Raw genomic sequence first — 18,580 nt, forward strand, 5'->3', positions numbered from 1 at the left:
AACCACCACCTACTACGCCAACCCCGACGGCAAGACACTCCGCATGGAGCTGAACCTGGAGCCGATCCGGGTCAAGAACGCCGACGGCAACGGCTTCACCCCGATCGACACCACGCTCGTCGAAACCGGCGGCGCCATCAAACCCAAGGCGATCAAGGGTGACCTGACGCTGTCGGCAGGCGGCGACACCACGGCGATCACAACCAAGAACGCCAAGGCCACCGCCCGCGTCGAAGCCTCCGCCAAGCTGCCCAAGCCGGCCCTCAAGGGCAACACCGCCACCTACGTCTCGGCGTACGGCAAGGACACCGACCTGGTCGTCACCGCCACCCCGACCGGGTTCCGCCAGCAGATCGTCATCCGGCAGCGCCCGATCGGGCCGGTGTCCTTCCGCATCCCCATGCAACCGCCCAAAGGTCTGTCCCTGGGCAAGAGCGACAAGGGACAGCCGGCGCTGAAGACCGAGGACGGCAAGACGTTCCTCGACATCCGCCCGGCACCACTGCTGGACGCGGTCGCCGCCGACCCCAGCGGCGACCTGGAGACCGCCAAGGTCGGCAGGGCGGCCGTCGCACTGGACGGCTCGGACCTGGTGTACCGCCCGGACCCGGCCTTCCTCGCCGACCCGGCGACGACGTACCCGGTGACCATGGCCGCCGTCGACGACGACTGGTACGAGTGCGAGATCGACACGCCGTCCAGCACGTACTGCCCCGGCGGGGTGAGCGCGCCGTACGACGGCGAGCCGATGGACACCTTCGTCAACAACGCGGACTACCCCGACAGCTGGTCCAACTTCAACCTTGACCGGATCCTGGTCGGCAAGTCCAACAGCGGCAGCGTGCGCTGGCGCAGCTACATCCAGTTCCCGCTGCCCGCCAAGAGCGACCCGTTCTGGGGCTCGACGATCCAGAACGCGGACCTGACGCTGTGGAACCACCTGTCCAACGACTGCGGACTGTACGTCGGGTCAGGCATCACCGCCCGGCGCGTCATCTCCGACTGGGACGAGCTGGAGATGACCTGGTCCAACCAGCCGTCGGTCACCAGCGCGGGCGCCGACACCGAGTACGGCGGCTACAACAGCGCCAGCTGCTCCGGCTCGTACGACTACGAGTGGGATCTCATCCACTCGGTCAACGGCATCGTGCAGGAATGGGCCAACGGCGAGCCGAACTACGGCTTCCAGCTCACCGCGGGCAACGAATCCGACATCACGAACTGGCGTCGCTACCGCACCCGGGAGTCCACCTACCCGTACCCGGCACACGCGCCCAGGCTCAGCGTGGACTTCGAGCCGCCGGCGCCGCCACGACGCGAAACGGTGGTCATCACCTCCCGCGAACCGCTCACCACGATCCCTGAGTACGAGGAGGCACTCACCAAGTCGGTTCACGTGCCCGAGGTCATCGACTCGGTGGCGATGACCGACGAGCAAGTGGCCGCGATGGACGTGCATCGGGACGGTGAGGGCTCCCTCATCACCACCGACAAACTCCCTCCCCCTTTGCCGTACCCAGGCGACAGCGACGACACTGGGAATTCAGACAGCGAGGACACCTCAGCTCCACGGGTACTGGCGACAGAGCCGATCCATGAGGCGACGGACGTCCCTCTGGGCTCCCCGGTCCGGGTGACATTCAGTGAGGACGTCGACGGAACGAAGATCTCGGTGAAGAGTTCGCAGGGGAGTGAGGTCGAGGGCACCGTCGGTTCGGACAGTACCGGACGGATAGTTACCTTCACTCCTTCGCAGCCGCTCCGCCCAGGCACGACGTACACCGTCGACGTGTCGGAGGCGATCGACTCGTGGGAAAATGTGATGAGGCCCTACACCTGGTCCTTCACCACTTTGAAACAGGCCGCGGGTCACTGGACGTTCGACGAGGGGAACGGCCGCACGGCTGCCGACTCCTCAGGTAACGGTTACGACGCCGGCCTGAACGACACGGCGGCGTGGATCACCGGCAAGGACGGTCACGCGATCTCCAACCTGCCGTCGCAGGCGCGGAGCGCCGCGGTGCAGGCGGCAGTCAAGCAGGGCAAGGCGATCGAGGTCGCCGATGAGACGACCGCGACCAGCATCACCTACGCCCAGCCGGACGGGAAGACGTTCAAGATCGAGGTCACGGCCGGTCCGGTGCGGACCAGGCAGGGCGGCGGCTGGGTCCCGATCGACACCACGCTGGCCGAGCAGGATGGCAAGCTGCGGCCCAAGGCCATGGCCGACGGTGCGGTGGTGGAGATCTCCGCCGGTGGAAAGGACCCGTACGCGAAGATGTCCGCCGACGGGAAGTCGTACGCGCTGCGCTGGCCGACGCCGCTGCCGAAGCCGACCGTCAAGGGCGCTGTGGCCACCTACACCGACGCCGCCGGCGTGGGCGCGGACCTGGTGGTGACAGCGTTGCCGGCCGGGTTCCGTCATGAGGTGGTGCTGCGGCAGCGGCCCGCCAAGCAGGTGGAGCTGCGGATCGCCGTCGAAGACGAGGGGCTGACCTTGTCGGAGGGCAAGGGCGGCCGGCTGCTGCTGAAGGGCAAGGACAACAAGCTCGTCGCCGCCGGGACCCCGCCGGTCGTGTCGGACGGTGGCGTCAAGGACCGGCCCGCGTCGGTCAAGCGCGGTAAGACAGGCGCGGATGTGGTCACTAGGGACGGCCGCACGGAGCTGGTGGTCAAGCCGGACCAGAAGTTCCTGGCCGACGCCGCCACCACCTATCCGGTACGGGTGACCGCCGCGGTCGCGCTGCCGCTGGCCGCCGACGTGGACGTCACCACCTACGAGATCGACTACCCCGCCGACCCCAGCCTGGACTACCTGATGGCCGGCACCATGTCGGACGGATCAAAGTACCGCACTCACCTGCGGTTCGACACCACCGGCCTGCCGGGCAGCACGGTCACCGACGCCACCCTGTCGCTGAACAGCTTCGATGCCCACAACTGCGGCCCGGCGCTCGCACGTGGCATCCAGGTCGCCCGGCTGACCGGCGGCTGGGACCCGGAGAACCTGTACTGGGACACCAAGCCGGCCTTCACCACGGAGGACGCCTCCACCAACTTCAAGGGCGTCAACCTGGACTGCGAGGTCTGGCCGGACAGCATGGAGTGGAACGTCACCGGCATCGCCCAGGACTGGGCCGCCGGCGCCGCGAACCATGGCCTGGTGCTCAAGTCGCCCGGTGAGACGAACGTCGAGAACTACCGGATGTTCAACTCCTCCGAATACCTCGACACCGACGGCTACCCGCCCACGCTGACCGTCACCACCAGCGGGCCCGTCTCCCAGCCGGTCGTCTCCGACCCGGCCATCGCCCCGGCGCAGACGGTGGACGGCGTCACCGTGACCACCTCGCTCACCCCGCAACTGGCCGCGACCGTCGCCGACACCGCAGGCGGCAACCTGACCGGCCAGTTCGAGCTCGAGCACGACCCGGCCGCCACCGGACAGGGCACCGGCCAGATCTGGACCGGCGACTCACCGGCGGTCATCTCCGGCGGCCAGGCCGCCGTCAGCGTTCCCGCCGGGAAGCTGACCGACGGCTGGAAGATCCGCTGGCGGGCCCGCGCAGTCTCGTCGAGCACCGCCTCGGCGTGGACGGACTGGCAGAGCGCCACCGTCGACGTGCCCAACCCGACCGTCGACGCCCTCCAGGTCACCCCCTCCCAGATGATCGACGGTGCCACCGTGGCCACCAGCCTGACCCCGGCCCTGCACGCCACGGTCACCGGCCCGACCGCGCAACCGCTGCGCGCCGAGTACGAGCTCGAGCACGACCCGGCCGCCACCGGACAGGGCACCGGCCAGATCTGGACCGGCGCCGTGGACAACGTCGCCTCCGGCACCCAAGCCTCGGCCACCGTCCCCGGCGGCAAACTGGCCGATGGGTGGAAGGTGCGCTGGCGCGTCCGGGCCGTCAACACGGTGAGCTCGCCGTGGTCGGACTGGCAGAACCTGACCATCGACGTACCGGACCCGGTCTCCGAACCGGCCGTCGGCGCCCTGCAGGTCACCCCGTCGGAGCAGGTGGACGGCGCCACCGTCACCCCCACGCGCACCCCATCGCTGCTGGCGCAGGTCACCGATCCGGCCGGCAAGCCACTACGGGCCGAGGCCGAGATCGAGCACGACCCTGCTGCACCCGCCGATCAGGGCGCCGGCCAGATCTGGACCGGCGGCGTCGACGGCGTGCCGGCCGGCGCCCAGGCGACCATCACGGTTCCGGCGGACAAGCTGGCCGACGAGTGGAAGGTACGCTGGCGGGCCCGCGCCGTCTCAGACACCGCCGCCTCGGCCTGGTCAGACTGGCAGATCTTCACCGTCAGCCTGCCCAAGCCCACCGCCACCAGCTTGGCCATCACCCCGTCGAAGGTGGTGGACGGCGTCACGGTGACCACCAGGCTCACCCCGACGCTGCAGGCCACCCTCACCCACCCGACCGGCCAGGCCTTGCGCGCCGAGGCCGAGATCGAGCACGACCCGGCCGCACCCGATGGCCAGGGCACCGGCCAGATCTGGGCCGGTTCCGTGGACGACGTCGCTTCCGGCACCCAGACCGGCCTCACCGTTCCTGACGGAAAGCTGACCGATGGGTGGAAGGTGCGCTGGCGCCTGCGCGCCGTCAGCGAGCAAGCCCCCTCGACCTGGTCGGACTGGCAGCAGGTCACCGTCGACCTCACCCAGCCCGGCGAGGAGCCACTGGCGCAGACCGCGGGACCGGTGATCCGCACCGATCAGAGCTTCACCATCGCGGCCTGGTTGCGGTGGAACGACAAGGAGGGCGACTACGCCATCGTCGAACAGAGGGGCACCCATCGGGCGCCCTTCCGCCTCGGTAACACAGCCGACCACGGACTGGTCTTCACCTTCGCCGGCGCCGACACCGCCGACGCGCCGGTCGAGGGTGTGCTGTCCGGCGTTGAGCCACCGGTCAACGAGTGGTTCCACCTGACTGGTGTGTACGACGTGGCGACCGGGACCGTTTCCCTGTACCTCAACGGCACCGTCATCAAGACCGCATCCGTCAGCTTCCCGGCCTGGAACGCGGACACCGCCATGTCGCTGGGCAGCAAGATGAGGGGCGATCTTGATGACGTCCGCATCTACCAGCGGCCCTTCAGCGCCGACGATGTCACCAGCCTGTACGCATCGGCCACGGCCCCGCCACCCGCAGGAGCGCCTGCGGTGCAGAAAGAAGCCGGATCAGCCTCGGCCGTAACGCAGACGGGAAACTTCGACTACGAGCACCTCAGCTTGGAGAAGTGTCAGGTCAGCCCCGGGGAGACCGGCTATGCGGAGTACGACGCCCGTATCCGCGAGCTTCCCTACGCCTCGTGCTGGTCTTCCTACCTCTATGTTCAGGACTACGAAGAGAACGACTCCGACGGCGTCCGCAAGATGCTGAAGTCGAACCTCAAGAGCGCAATCATCAAACTCCTTATCAAGGAGCTTGCGGACGAGCTGACAGAGCCGTTCGACGACGATGACGTCCTCCGCTTTCGAGCCACCTGGGTCATCCACAGCTACCTGGGCGACCCGACAGGCAATGCGGTGGTGGGCGGTGCAGGAAGCGGCCTCAAGCCCACCGATATGAAGATGTTTCTACGCATCGATGAGCTCGCAGTCGTCGACGGCGTCGGCGGGCGTGTCAAAGTGGCGTCGAACAAACTGCGGGGCTTCAACATGAGCCCTCAAATCCTGACCGGCACCTGGAGCGGCGGTGAGGGTAGTTGCGAGATCGACGACGGCCGCAGGTCCAAGGACATCTCGGACTGGCACGCGAAGTCTGACGAGCTGTTTCTCGTCCGGGCATCGACCCAGCGCACGGTGATCTGCAGCTATTTACCATATCTTTTCATTTCCGCCGACGGCGTGCTGCTGACACTCCCCCTCTGGAGTCAGAAGGTCCAGAAAACAAGCGACGCCAAAACGAGGGGGGTGCTGCGCCACGGCAGCGACGAACCCAGCGACAGCTTCAAATGGAAGCCTAACTTCCGATGCGACCGGATACTCTTCGGCGCCAAGGATCCGGAGATCGAAGATCGTTTCGGCGGATGCATCAACACCCGGGCGAAGCGCGTACTAGTGATGTCCAAGACCGGAGACAAGGACTTCATCGAAGTCATCGAGCATATCGAGGATGCACTTAATCCCAGCAATTCCGGTACCTTCCCACCGCTGAGGCCCGGTGGACACACTCCGTCGTACCCGCCCACTCGAAAGATTCTCGGCAACGAGCAGAACAAGCTCATACCCGGAAACTGGGCCGCCCCGAGAGATACCTTCGCAGGTAATCCACTGACTCTCGGAAAACCAGGGGTTCAAAACGGTATAAACAGAAAGGCGTTCTCCTCCATTCCCATGTTCATGGATCTAGGGACGCCGGATGCCATGCAATGGCTTATTCCTCCCGACAACAGCACTCATGCACGTAACATCAACTACTGCAAGTACTACATGCAAGAGAAGTATCCGAAGCCCTTCAGGGCGGACAAACTGCCTATGGGTGGTGGACTGCATTGCGATGAATACCCGTTCGCGGCAACCGTGCAAGGCGCAGCGAATGCCAACGGACACTACTCCGTGCGCGCCGTCAACGGAGCCCAGAACAGCCTGCAGGGAAGCAGGGCAGGCTCGTTCTACACCCAGTACCGGGTCGGGGAAGGTAACAAATTCTGGGTGCTCATCACACCCTAGACCGGACTAGGCGCGGCGTTTCCACGAGGGCCAAGGAGTGCTATGATTCACTCCTTGGCCCTTTGCCTTATGGAATCTGGACTCCCTTACATGAGCGCCTTCCCCGCAGCAAGCCAGCGACAACTTCTGTCGCAACACGGACTCGACACCTGGTTCTGCGGACAATGGGTCGGCATCGAAGACCGTGACGAGGTCGTCCGGCGACTGGGAGTCGCAGCGGAAACAGTGGTGACATGCGACTTTCAGACCGCCATGAAATCGTTCTCGCCGGAAAACACAGCGAGATCTGTATGGATCACCTCGCTTTCTCCCGGCTGGTCCCATGTCCTTGTTCTCAGCGGTCGGCCGCCATCCCTGGAAGCGCTCAGCCTCGGTTACCATCGAGCAATTGAGATCACCTACCCCGGCGAGGCGGTCGGGATCGAACCACCGATTCACGCCTACGCCGGGGAAATCAATACGGACTTCTTCGGCATAGATGAATACCGGGTCTACTGGGATGATCTGTCCTACGATCCCCTGATGCCGCCGGCAGAAGATCTAGAGCATCAACTGGTCATCATGGGAAGAATCGCCGGCCGATTCCTCGACCACGATTGGGTTTCATCGCAAGGGCTACTGTGCAGATTGTCGTAGGTGATTGCTCCCGTCTCCCTGCAAGAGACGGCCGTAATGCGCTGACAAGCTGTCCAGGCTCATCGGTACCCCTTCAATGATTTGGGCCGAGAATGGGCGACCGGCCGCCGCAGACGACAATCATCGCCGTCCGCGGCGGCCGGATACGTCAGCCGCTAATCCTTCGGCTTGTCGGTCCAGTGCGCAAGATCGGCGCGATGAACTTCGTCCGCATGGGCCTTGTCGTCGCGGCGATCGGATACGGGCTCGCCGCGCTCTTCCCGCGTTCACTCGGCCTGGTGGTGGCCGGCCAGGTGCTCAGCTCCCTGACGACCATCGTCACCATGCTGGTCGGCTACTTCGCGATCCAGTGCATGGCGTACGGCGAGTGGCGCACCGGCGTCCGCAGCGACGCCGTCACCACCACGGTGGTCAGTCTGTCCTCGCAGGTGGGGCAGGGTGTGGCGTCGGGCCTCATCGGGTTGGTGATGGGTGCCGCCGGCTTCAACGGCATGGCCGCCACGCAGACCCCCCAGGCCGAGAGCGGGATCATCGGGCTGTACTCGCTGATGCCCCTCGTGCTGAGCCTGATCATGCTCGCCCTGACGTTCCTGTACCGGCTCGACGCCAAGAGCGACGCGGTCAAGGCCGATCTCGCCGCCGGCATCCACGCCGACACCAGCGACCTCAAGCTCTGACACATTGGCAAGGACCCTCATGGACTTCCTCTCGATGATCCCCCGCGGGCCGCAGGACCCGCCGATCCTGCTCCTGCGCGAGCCCGTGATCGAGTTCGACGTCGACGACGTGGACGGGCGCCTGTTCATGCTCGACCGCGACTTCGGCGGCTCGGTCACCGCGTCGTTCTCCAAGCCGATGGACGACACGGTCACCGGCTCCGTCACCCTGGACGGCCGGCCGCTCGGCTACGTGCTCAAGCCCGTCGCCGAGGCCATGGGGCTGTGGATGCTCGCCGTGCGGGTGTTCGGCAGGCTGGTCGAGCACGGCACCGAGCACGTCCTGCACGTGGAGGGGTTCACCGACACTGACGGTAACGTCATGGCGCCGGCCGACCTAACGATCCGCACCCGTGAACGGCGCGCGCCCGAGGCACGGTTCGCCACCCACGACGCCGTGGCCAGGCAGGTCGCCGAGGACGGCATCGTGCTCCTGGAGAACCGTGACCACACTCTCCCGCTCTCCGGCGGGCAGCTCAACGTCTTCGGCCACGCGCTGCACGCCTATCGGACCACCGTAGTCGGAGCAGGCAAGATCAACGCTCGCTACGTGATCGGCCTCCGCGAGGCCATCCGGCAGAGTGACACCTTCACCCTCAACGAGGAGCTGGCGACCTTCTACCAGACGGCCGGAGACGCCGTCCCACCCCCCGACGTGCTGGAACGGGCGCGGGCCGCCGGCGAGGTCGCGTCGTCGTGCTCACCCGCGCCTCGGGCGAGAACATGGACAACAGCTCAGACCCCGGGGAGTTCCGCCTCACCGACGACGAGGACAGGCTCATCGCCACGGTCGCCGGCACCTTCGCCCGCACCGTGGTCGTGCTCAACACCCCCTACCCCATGGAGACCTCGTTCGTCGAGCGGCACGGCGTGGACGCGCTCGTGCTGGCGGGCGTGGGCGGCATGCTCGCCGGGCCCGCGCTGCTACGGGTCCTCGACGGGACGGTCAACCCCTCCGGCCGGCTCCCGGACACCTGGGCCAGGACGCTCGACGACATCCCCGCAAGCCGCAACTTCTACGACTGCGCCGGCGGAAAGCCCCGCTACACCGCGAGCGACGAGGTGTGGATCGACACGGTCTACGAGGAGGGCATCTACGTCGGCTACCGCTACTTCTCCACCTTCGGCGTGGACGTCGCCTACCCGTTCGGCCACGGGCTCAGCTACACGACGTTCGACGTGCAGGCCGGCGAGCTGCACGCGCCGGCCGCCCGCGCGGAGGGAACGCGGCTGGAGGTGACGGTCAGGAACACCGGACAGGTCCCCGGCCGCCAGGTGGTCCAGGTGTACGTCTCCAAGCCCGACGGCCGGATCGAGCAGCCGGCCCTCGAACTCGCCGACTTCGCCAAGACGCGCACGCTCGCCCCCGGCGAGGCGCAGACCCTCGCGTTCGAGCTCCCCGCCTCGGCACTGAGCAGCTACGACGAGGACGCCGCCGCCTTCGTGGCCCTGGAGGGCCAGTACGTGGTGCGGGCCGGCACCTCCGTCGCCGAGACAGTAGAGGCCGGCCGCTTCACGCTCGACGAGCCCGTGGTGGTACGCCGGGCGCCGCACCGGATGCTGCCGGTCGAGCCGATCGCGACGCTGTCGAAGCACGACCCGGAGGGCACGTACCCGTCCGGGGCCCGCTCGGGCGTCAAGCCTGGAGCCACCGGCTTCGCCCCGGCCAGACTCCTCCCGCCCCCGGCCGTGCCCGAGCCTGCTACTGACGCGCCGACCAACACGTTCGCTGAAGTCCAGGCGGATCCTTCACGCGCCAGCGCCTTCGTCGCGGGACTGTCGGTCGAGGAACTGGCGCGGCTCGCCGTGTGCGCCCAGGACGGATGGGGCATGGATGGCACCGGAGTGGCGGGCATCGCCCACCGGCTCGAAGGCCGGGACCTGCCGCTCTTCCAGGTGGCCGACGGCAACTCCGGCGTCAACGTGTACACCCCGAACATCGGCATGCCGACGACCGTCGTGCTCGCCTCGACCTTCGACCGGGAGCTGGCACGCGAAGTCGGACGCGTCATCGGCGCCGAGGCGCGGGAGTTCGACGTGCACGTCATCCTGGCGCCCGCGCTCAACCTGCACCGTCATCCGCTGGCCGGCCGCCACCCCGAGTACTTCTCCGAGGACCCGCTCCTGGCGGGGACGCTGGCGGGCTGTTACGCCGAGGGCCTGGAGTCGACCGGTGTGGGGGCGTGCTACAAGCACGTGGCCGCCAACAACGCCGAGGCATCGCGCAAACGCAACCAGTCGATCATCCCGGAGCGGGCACTGCGCGAGCTCTACCTGCGCGCCTTCGAGATCGCGATGAACACCCACCGGCCGAAGACGATCATGACGGGCTACAACGCGGTCAACGGCGTGCACACGGCCGCCGACCCCGAGCTCATCGACGGAGTCTGCCGCTCCGAGTTCGGCTTCGACGGCATGGTCATGACCGACTGGGGCTCGTACGACACCTGCGACGTCGTCGACATGATGCTCGGCGGCAACACCTGGATCACTCCCGGCGGCGGCGACGACACCTACACCAAGCCGATCGTCGAGGCCGTCGCGTCCGGGCGGCTGCCCGAGGCCCGGCTGCGCCAGAACGTGACCTACCTGGTGCGCACCATCGCGGAGCTGACGCGGCCGGATCGCTGATCGAGTCATCGACGTCCGCGCGGCCGAGATCACCCTTCTGTATCTTGCCCCAGGCAAAACGAGGAGTTGCGATGAAGCACCACGATGAGACGCTCGAGAAATACCTTGCTGACGTTCACCGCCGATCGGACGCCATCGCGGTGATTCTCAGCGGGTCGGTCGCGCGAGGTGACGAGCGGGAGGACTCCGACGTCGACGTCTATCTGGTGGTGACCGACGACGCGTTCAACGAGGCGCGGGCTGCCGGCGCGTTGAGCACCGTACGCCACGACCTGGCAACCTACCCCGACGGCTACATCGACGAGAAGGTCGTGCCCCTGGGCTATCTCGACGCAGCCGTCGAGCGGGCGGAGGAACCGGCCCGGGCGCCGTTCCAGTACGCGCGAGTGGCGTGGTCACGCGTCGAGGGGCTTCAGGAACGGATCGCCCGAATCCCAGTCCTTGCCGAGCCGGAGTGGCAGCGGCGGGAGCAAGCCCACATCGCGGCCGCGCGCCTGTATGCCGGCTACTTCCTGCCCCAGGGTGAGAAGGCCGACGACCCGCTCCTTCGCCAATGGGCGGCGCTCCATCTGGTGACCGCCGCCGGACGGGCGCTCCTGGCCCGGCAGCGGGTGCTGTTCGAGGGACCGAAGTACCTGTCCCGCGCCGTCGGGAGGGTCGACCGTCCGGACGAGTACGACGCGCTGGTGGCGGAGCTGCTGACCGCGCCGCGTTCGGACGCGGGCTTCGCGCTCCTCGACGCTCTGGAACGACACCGGCCCGCCGGGCTCGGCTGGGAGGAGACACTCGGGCGGTTCGTGCAGGACGACGAGCTCGCCTGGTTCTTCGGCACGACACCGCCTGAGCGGTACTGACCCGTACGCGCCAGTCGAGCCGCAAAGGCACAGCCGGTGCCAGGTGAGCGGAGACAAGCTGCACGCGCCGGGCCAGGAACCCATCAGCCAAGCCTGCGTTCAGGTTCGTCGTGGGGCGGGTGCGAGACGTTCGAGCGTCAGGCGGACTCGCCCTCGATCACCTGTGGATCGACCTGTTTGATGTCGGCGAGCCCCGCCGGGATGAGCAGGCCCTCGAGCAACTGCCGCGTCGCCCTGAGTGCCGCAGCCGAGACGTCGACGCTCACCGTGGTCAGCCGGGGGTGCGTCACGGCGGCGAGGGGCGTGTCGTCCATGCCGATGATCCCGAGGTCGTCCGGGATGGCGATGCGCCGGACAGCCGCGGCCTGCATCAGCGCGATGGCGATGTCGTCGTTGTAGCAGGCCACCCCGCTCCCCCGCGACAGGGCGCCGAGCGCGTCCAGCACCTCGTGGGGGTCCAGCCGCGGGCGGAGCACCACCGGATCGGGCAGCCCGCGCTCGGCGCAGACTTCGGCGAGGCCGTGCTCACGCGGCGGACCCCAGATGCGGAAGCGATCGTCTTCAAGGTGAACGTAGGCGAGGCGGCGATATCCCTTCGCCACCAGGTGCTCGGCCTGCGCCCGCCCGATCTTGCGGTCGAACCCGTCGTCCAGCTCGGCAGGGCTGATCGCGCTGACACCCTGCCGTTCGAGCACCGCACGCTCGTCGGCGGTAAAGGGCCACAGGGCGAAGACCGCCCGCGGGCGGAGCTGCGCCACCAGCTGTTCCAAGGAGGTCGGATTCTTGGTCGTCAAGCGCAGGAGCAGGGTCAGGCCATGGCGGGCGAGCTCCTCGGTGGCCTGTTCGAGCACGGCCTGCAGGTTGCCGCTCAGGTGGGTGTAGGGCAGCAGGGCGACGACGATGTCGCTGGCGCCCTTGGCGAGCGCCCGGCCGGCGATGGACGGACGGTAGTCCAGCTCCGCGGCGACCTGCAGCACCCGGGTACGGGTCTCCTCGGAGAAACGGGCGCCTCTGCCATTGAGTATCTGGCTCACCGTGGCACGGCTGACGCCGGCGGCACGGGCGACGTCCTCGCTCCTGGTCATCAACCTGGCTCCCCTCGTTACAGATCCACTCTAGTTGACGCGCGTTACAAGGCCTCCCTAAGGTTCGGATGGTAACGCGCGATACCATTGCATTTAGGAGGATGGGTCCATGGACACGGGTCGCAGCACGTGGAATGACGGGTGGGCCTTCCGGCGCCGGGTGTCGGTGTTCCAGGAGCTCGGCGGTTCGAGCGGTGAGTGGCGGCCCGTGATTCTGCCCCACGACGCGCTGATCGGCGAGCGGCGCGACGCCGGGGCGCCGGGCGGGCACACCAACGGCTACTTCCCCGGCGGCGCGTTCGAGTACCGCAAGACGTTCACCGTGCCCGAGCAGGACGCGGGCAAGCACGTGCTGCTGGAGCTGGGCGGCGTCTACCGCGACGCGGCCGTGTTCGTGAACGGCGCGCTGGCCGGCCAGTGGCCGTTCGGCTACTCGCGCTTCACCGTACGCCTCGACCCGTTCCTGCGTTTCGGCGCCGAGAACGAGGTGCGCGTCGAGTGCCGCACCCACCTCGACAGCCGCTGGTACGCCGGGGCGGGCATCCATCGGGACGTGTACCTCGTGGTCAAGCCGCAGGTGCATCTCACGCACGACGGTGTCACCGTCACGACGCCCGACGTGGACGACGAGCTGGCGCTGGTCGAGGTGGCCGTCGGCGTCACCAACGGCTCGGCCGTCACCGTGACGCCGCGCGCCGCCGTCACGCTGCTCGGCCCGGGCGGCGCCGAGGTGGCCCGGGGCTCGAACCCGATCACGCTGCGCCCGGGAGAGTCCGGCACGACCAGGCTGCGGCTGCCCGTCGCGGCGCCGGCCCGCTGGAGCGTGGACTCCCCCGCCCTGTACACGGCCCGGATCGAGCTGGACGATCGCGATGCCGAGGAGGTCGTGTTCGGCATCCGCACGATCCAGGTGGATGCCGTGCGGGGGCTGCGCGTCAACGGCGAGCGGGTGCTGCTGCGGGGCGCGTGCGTGCACGCCGACAACGGCCCGCTCGGCGCGGTGTCGGTCGCGCGTGCCGAGGAGCGGCGGGTTGAGCTGCTCAAGGCCGCGGGGTTCAACGCGATCCGCATGTCCCACCACCCGGCGAGCCCGGCGCTGCTGGACGCGTGCGACCGGCTCGGCATGCTCGTCATGGACGAGACCTGGGACATGTGGACAACCGGCAAGACCGACTTCGACGCCTCCGCCGCGTTCGCCGAGTGGTGGGAGCGCGACGTCGAGGCGCTGGTGGCCAAGGACCGCAACCACCCGAGCGTGATCATGTACTCGATCGGCAACGAGATCCACGAGCTGGGCGGCCCGGACGGTGGCCGGTGGAGCCGCCTGATCGCCGAGAAGGTACGCGAGCTGGACCCGACACGGCTGGTGACCAACGGCGTCAACGGGTTCGTCGCCGCCATCGACCTGGTCCTGGCCGGAATGGCGGAGCGCCGCGCGGCGCTGGCCGACGCCGCCTCTCAGCAGCAGGACGGCGCCGGCGTCAACGGGATGATGGCGCAGATCGCCGACCAGATGAACCTCATCTCCGCGGCGCCGCCGGTCACCGCCCGCATCGAGGAGTCGCTCGCCGCGCTCGACGTCGCGGGCTTCAACTACGGCGACGGCCGCTACGAGCTCGACGCCCGGCAGTTTCCCCACCGGGCCATCGTCGGGACCGAGACGTTCCCGACCCGCATCGCGCACAACTGGGCGCTCGTGAAGCGGCTGCCGCACGTGATCGGCGACTTCACCTGGACGGGCTGGGACTACCTCGGCGAGGTCGGGATCGGCATGGTGGCCTACGCGGGCGCGGACGGCACGGTCGCGCCCAGCGTGTCCCAGCCCTACCCCGCGCTGGTGGCCTACACCGGCGACCACGACATCACCGGCGTGCGCAGGCCCGTGTCGTACTACCGCGAGATCGTCTTCGGGCTGCGCGCCGCGCCGTACCTCGCGGTGCTGCGCCCCGAGCACCACGGGAAGGCGCAGCTGCGCACCCCGTGGGCGTGGAGCGACTCGGTGGCGTCCTGGAGCTGGGCGGGGCACGAGGGCCGGCCGGTCACTGTCGAGGTGTACGCCCACGCCGAGCAGGTGGAACTGCTGCTGGACGGCCGGCCGATCGGCCGGGCGAAGGTCGGCGAGGAGCTGCCGTTCCTGGCCTCCTTCGAGGTGACCTACCAGCCGGGCGAGCTGGTCGCCGTCGCCACCCGGCAGGGCGTGGAGGTGGGCCGCGCCGCCCTGCGCACCGCCTCAGGGGAGATGCTGCTCGGGGCCGTCGCCGACCGGGAGGTGCTGCGGGCCGGTGGCGGCGACCTGGCGTACGTGGCCGTCACGCTGGCCGACGGTGAGGGCGTCGTGCACACCGGCCGGGACCGGGCCGTGACGGTCACGGTCGAGGGCGCCGGCGAGCTGGCGGCGCTCGGCAGCGGCCGGCCCGTCACCGAGGAGCCGTTCACCGGCCCTTCCCTGCGGACCTTCGACGGCCGCGCCCTGGCGATCGTGCGCCCGACCGGCCCCGGCGCCATCACCGTGACCGTCACCGCCGACGGCTGCGCCCCCGCGTCGCTGCGGCTGACCGCGTCCTGAGCACCCCACGTCCTCACGAGGAGAGCACCATGACCCGCGCCCAGTTCATCAGCGGCCCGGCGCCGTCGAACGGCGACCCCGCCGTGTACTTCCGCAAGGACCTCACCGTCGCCGCCGGCCTGCGCCGCGCCACCCTGCGCGTCACCGCGCTCGGCATCGTCGTGCCGTACGTCAACGGCACCCGGGTGGGCGACGACATGCTCGCCCCCACCTGGACGTCCTACCGGCACCGGATCAACGTCTCCCGCCACGACGTCACCGGCCTGCTGACCACCGGAGAGAACACGCTCGGCGCGGTCGTCGGCGAGGGCTGGGCCGCCGGGCCGCTGTCCTGGGAGCTGACGAGGCACCACTACAGCGACAGGCCCGCCCTGTACGCCGAGCTGGAGCTGGAGTACGACGACCGCACCGAGGTCATCGGCACCGACGAGACGTTCCGCGTCGGGGACGGCCCGGTACGCGAGAACGGCATCTACGCCGGCGAGACGTACGACGCCCGCCGCGAGAGCACCTGGGCATGGCCGGGCTTCGACGACGGCGCGTGGACGGCGGCCCAGCCGTTCCCCTGGGATCTCGCCACCTTGCGGGATGGCGCCGCACCGCCGATCCGGCGTATCGAGGAGCTGGCGCCCCAGGAGATCCGCCGCTTCAACGACGGGCGGGTGATGGCCGACTTCGGCCAGAACATCTCCGGCTGGGTACGGCTGACCGTCGCGGGCGCGACGGGGTGCCAGAACCTCGGTGACCTTGGCGATGGCTTCGGCGCTGGGTTTGACGTAGCGCATGGCGGTGCGGGGGTTCTTGTGGCGGGTCTTGCCCATGATGAGCTGCGGGACTTCGGCGTCGCCGAGGTGGGTGGCGGTGCTGTGGCGCAGCTGGTGCAGGTCGAGGCTGGCATAGGTGTCGAGCATGACGCGGGCGCGGTCGTAGCCGAGGCGGGCGCGGCCGGTGTGCGGACAGATGTCGCCGGCGGCCGGTCGGCGGGCGGGGACGGGACGACGCTGGGCCAGGAACAGCGGTCCGTGCGTGCGGGACGTGCCGTCGGGCAAGCGCAGCAGCCGGGGCAGCAGGTGGGCGGTGCCGGAGTCCCAGTACACCCATTGGGTGGCGCCACCCTTGGGGTGGACTGGGGCGCGCCGGTTCTCCAGGTCGAGGTCCTCGACGTTGAGGGCGAGCATTTCGGCGGCTCTGGCCGCGGTCTCGTAGAGCATCCGCCAGAGGGTCTTCTCCCGGAGCGGGACGTCGCGGCGCGACAGCAGCCGGTGGATGGTGGTCTTGGCCACGGCCCGGGTTTCGTCGGGGGTTTCCTTGCGGCGTTCTGCCTCGGCGGGGACAAAGGGGGCGGGCCAGTGCTTCTTGGTGCGGCACCAGGTGAGCCAGGAGGCGACGGCGGCGCGGTTGCGGTTCCAGGTGGCCGGTGCGCGGCTGCCCCACAGCTCGGTCAGGCCCTGGCCGATCTCGCTGTCGGTGACGTCGGCCAGGTGTCGATCGGCGCCCAGCAGGGTGATGATGCGGTCGATGGCCGAGGCGTAGGCGCGGTGGGTGTTGGGGTTGTCGACGCGGGTGGTGGACAGGTAGGCGTCGGCGGCCGCGGTGAGATCGACGTGCTCGCCGCACAGAGTGGTGACCTTTCGGGAAGCGGCCCGCGCCGCGGTGCTCATGCCGGCCGCCGCGCCGGTGCGAGACCGGGCGCGGCGATGTACCGGATAACGTGCCGGAGTCGCGCGGCGGTCCGGCGGGCCGATGCCCTACTCGCCGCCGTCTCGTGATCGCACAGGTACGTGATATAGACCCTTATCACGTACATGGAGGAGGATTCTACGTACGGGCTTGCCGACCCGGTCAGCCGCTCGTGACGTAGAGCGGCACGGGTTCTCTACTCGGCGTGCTCGACCACGGCTTTCGGCAGTGCGAGCATCACGAGCGCCGTGATCAGGTAGAGGGCGGCGGAGACGATCAGAACAATGCTGAGCGCGTGACCGTAGTCGGGCAGCGCCGGCGCCCCGGCGGCCGAATCGGTGACGGAGGTGAAGAAGATCGTGCCGAGAACGGCGATGCCGGCCGCGCCGCCGATCTGGTTGACCGTGGACAGTACCCCGCCCGCGGCGCCGGCGTTGCGTCCGGGCACGCCTGCGAGGACGACGTTGACGAGAATCGGTGCGGCGAGACCGAGCCCGAGACCGCCGATGAAGAGGGCGAGGGCGAGGAGCCAGTATCCGGGATCGTTGCCGTCCTTGACGACGTACCACAGGACGAGCTGGGACGCCGCGATGGTGAGCGAGCCGGCGACCAGGAGCGTTCTGCCCGCCTTGGCGGCCAGTGCGACGCCGAGGCCGGAGGTGATGATCGAGCCGAGCGCGTACGGGAGGATCACCAGACCGGTCTCCCACGCGGTTCGGCCGGTTCCGTTCTGGAGGTAGACCGAGAGGGTGAGGAAGTACGACCCGATGCCGCCGAAGAAGAGCACCGAAGCGCTCAGGCCGACCGCGAAGGCGCGGATTCTCAGCAGAGCCGGGTCGAAGACGGGTTCGCTTCCGCGTCCGGTGAGGCGGCGCTCATAGGCGAGGAAGATCGCGAGCACGATGACTCCGGCCGCGAGGAGGGCGTAGCTGGCCCAGGTCCATCCCCATGTCTCGGTCTGGATGATCGGCAGCAGCAGGAGCAGGATGCCCGTGGTCGCGAGGAGCGCGCCCGCGAGGTCCAGTCGCGCGGTCGAGGCGGAGCGGGACTCCGGCAGGACCTTCGCGCCGATGATGAGCGCCAGGATGGAGACGGGCACGTTGATCCAGAAGATCGTACGCCAGCCCAGGCCGAACAGGTTGATGTCGACGAGCAGCCCGCCCAGCAACGGGCCGGCGACCGAGGCGAGGCCCTGGACCGCCCCGTACGCGCCGAACGCCTTGGCGCGCTCGCCCGGAGCGAACGATGCCCGGATGATCCCGAACACCTGCGGGACCATGATTCCGGCGGTCAGTCCCTGCCCGGCCCGCATGCCGATGAGCATCCCCGGATCGACGGCCAGCGCGCACAGCGCCGAGGTGACCATGAACCCGGCCAGCCCGATCATGAACAGCCGCTTGCGGCCGTACTGATCGCCGAGCCGTCCGCCGGTGATCAGGCCCGCGCCCAGGGCGAGGGTGTAGGCGGCGATCGTCCACTGGATCTGAGCATGGCCGGCGCCCAGGTCCTGGGCTATCGCCGGGGCCGCGACGGTGACGATCGTCGCGTCGAGAAGGTCCATGAAGGAACCGAAGAGCACCACCAGCAGCGCCGCGGTCGCGCCGGTGCTGGCGGTGAGTGTCGGAGAAGCCTCAGTGGTGCGGGTGCCCTCTCGGGGGCTCGGTGAATCGGTCATGCCGGCCACCATGGCAGGCATAGTTGCCATCGAGTGGCCACTA

General features: G+C 68.7%; 9 protein-coding genes and 2 pseudogenes. 7 read left to right on the forward strand and 4 right to left on the reverse strand.

Features of this window, described 5'->3' with window-relative positions; translation table 11 throughout:
- Positions 1-43: 43 nt before the first annotated feature.
- The 3 genes from AB0I79_RS40480 (at position 44) to AB0I79_RS40490 (ending at position 8,007) form a co-directional block, all read left to right on the forward strand.
- Complete coding sequence (locus AB0I79_RS40480) at positions 44-6,694, forward strand: DNRLRE domain-containing protein (protein ID WP_357885106.1); 6,651 nt, start codon at positions 44-46, stop codon at positions 6,692-6,694.
- Positions 6,695-6,784: 90 nt separating this feature from the next.
- Entirely contained in the window at positions 6,785-7,330 is a 546-nt protein-coding gene (locus AB0I79_RS40485; RefSeq protein ID WP_357885108.1) for a hypothetical protein, read from the forward strand.
- A 92-nt stretch (positions 7,331-7,422) separates the two neighbouring features.
- A complete protein-coding gene (locus AB0I79_RS40490; protein ID WP_357885110.1) occupies positions 7,423-8,007 on the forward strand; it encodes an MFS transporter in 585 nt (194 codons plus the stop codon).
- On the opposite strand, the gene AB0I79_RS40495 is transcribed toward AB0I79_RS40490, so the two are convergent.
- Positions 7,997-8,335 carry a hypothetical protein gene (locus tag AB0I79_RS40495; RefSeq protein ID WP_357885112.1) on the reverse strand — a complete coding sequence of 113 codons (339 nt, stop codon included), beginning with the start codon at positions 8,333-8,335 and terminating at the stop codon, positions 7,997-7,999. The genes AB0I79_RS40490 and AB0I79_RS40495 overlap by 11 nt on opposite strands.
- A 407-nt stretch (positions 8,336-8,742) precedes the next feature.
- Between AB0I79_RS40495 and AB0I79_RS40500 the strand changes: the two genes are divergently transcribed.
- A complete protein-coding gene (locus tag AB0I79_RS40500; protein WP_357885114.1) occupies positions 8,743-10,677 on the forward strand; it encodes a glycoside hydrolase family 3 N-terminal domain-containing protein in 1,935 nt (644 codons plus the stop codon).
- Positions 10,678-10,748: 71 nt separating this feature from the next.
- Complete coding sequence (locus AB0I79_RS40505) at positions 10,749-11,531, forward strand: nucleotidyltransferase domain-containing protein (protein WP_357885116.1); 783 nt, start codon at positions 10,749-10,751, stop codon at positions 11,529-11,531.
- A gap of 137 nt (positions 11,532-11,668) precedes the next feature.
- On the opposite strand, the gene AB0I79_RS40510 is transcribed toward AB0I79_RS40505, so the two are convergent.
- Positions 11,669-12,616: a LacI family DNA-binding transcriptional regulator gene (locus AB0I79_RS40510; protein WP_357885118.1), complete on the reverse strand. Its 948-nt coding sequence runs from the start codon at positions 12,614-12,616 to the stop codon at positions 11,669-11,671.
- A 109-nt stretch (positions 12,617-12,725) separates the two neighbouring features.
- Here AB0I79_RS40510 and AB0I79_RS40515 point away from each other — a divergent pair, with 109 nt between their 5' ends.
- Both AB0I79_RS40515 and AB0I79_RS40520 read left to right on the forward strand, forming a co-directional pair.
- Positions 12,726-15,182, forward strand: a complete 2,457-nt coding sequence (locus AB0I79_RS40515) for a glycoside hydrolase family 2 TIM barrel-domain containing protein (protein WP_357885120.1) — start codon at positions 12,726-12,728, stop codon at positions 15,180-15,182.
- A gap of 29 nt (positions 15,183-15,211) precedes the next feature.
- A pseudogene (locus AB0I79_RS40520) lies at positions 15,212-15,787 on the forward strand (alpha-L-rhamnosidase N-terminal domain-containing protein); the annotation flags it as partial.
- Between the two features lie 216 nt (positions 15,788-16,003).
- Here the strand turns inward: AB0I79_RS40520 and AB0I79_RS40525 are convergent.
- Positions 16,004-16,843 (reverse strand): annotated as a pseudogene (locus AB0I79_RS40525) (tyrosine-type recombinase/integrase); the annotation flags it as partial.
- A 215-nt stretch (positions 16,844-17,058) separates the two neighbouring features.
- Positions 17,059-18,537 carry an MFS transporter gene (locus tag AB0I79_RS40530; RefSeq protein ID WP_357885122.1) on the reverse strand — a complete coding sequence of 493 codons (1,479 nt, stop codon included), beginning with the start codon at positions 18,535-18,537 and terminating at the stop codon, positions 17,059-17,061.
- Positions 18,538-18,580: the final 43 nt, after the last annotated feature.

It is taken from the genome of Nonomuraea sp. NPDC050202, from assembly GCF_040656115.1.
Classification (GTDB): Bacteria; Actinomycetota; Actinomycetes; order Streptosporangiales; family Streptosporangiaceae; genus Nonomuraea.

Coding starts and splice junctions, on each gene's coding strand:
- AB0I79_RS40480 (WP_357885106.1), top strand. CDS start 44: ATGGAGCTGAACCTGGAGCCGATCCGGGTCAAGAACGCCGACGGCAAC.
- AB0I79_RS40485 (WP_357885108.1), top strand. CDS start 6,785: ATGAGCGCCTTCCCCGCAGCAAGCCAGCGACAACTTCTGTCGCAACAC.
- AB0I79_RS40490 (WP_357885110.1), top strand. CDS start 7,423: ATGGGCGACCGGCCGCCGCAGACGACAATCATCGCCGTCCGCGGCGGC.
- AB0I79_RS40505 (WP_357885116.1), top strand. CDS start 10,749: ATGAAGCACCACGATGAGACGCTCGAGAAATACCTTGCTGACGTTCAC.
- AB0I79_RS40510 (WP_357885118.1), bottom strand. CDS start 12,616: ATGACCAGGAGCGAGGACGTCGCCCGTGCCGCCGGCGTCAGCCGTGCC.
- AB0I79_RS40515 (WP_357885120.1), top strand. CDS start 12,726: ATGGACACGGGTCGCAGCACGTGGAATGACGGGTGGGCCTTCCGGCGC.
- AB0I79_RS40530 (WP_357885122.1), bottom strand. CDS start 18,537: ATGACCGATTCACCGAGCCCCCGAGAGGGCACCCGCACCACTGAGGCT.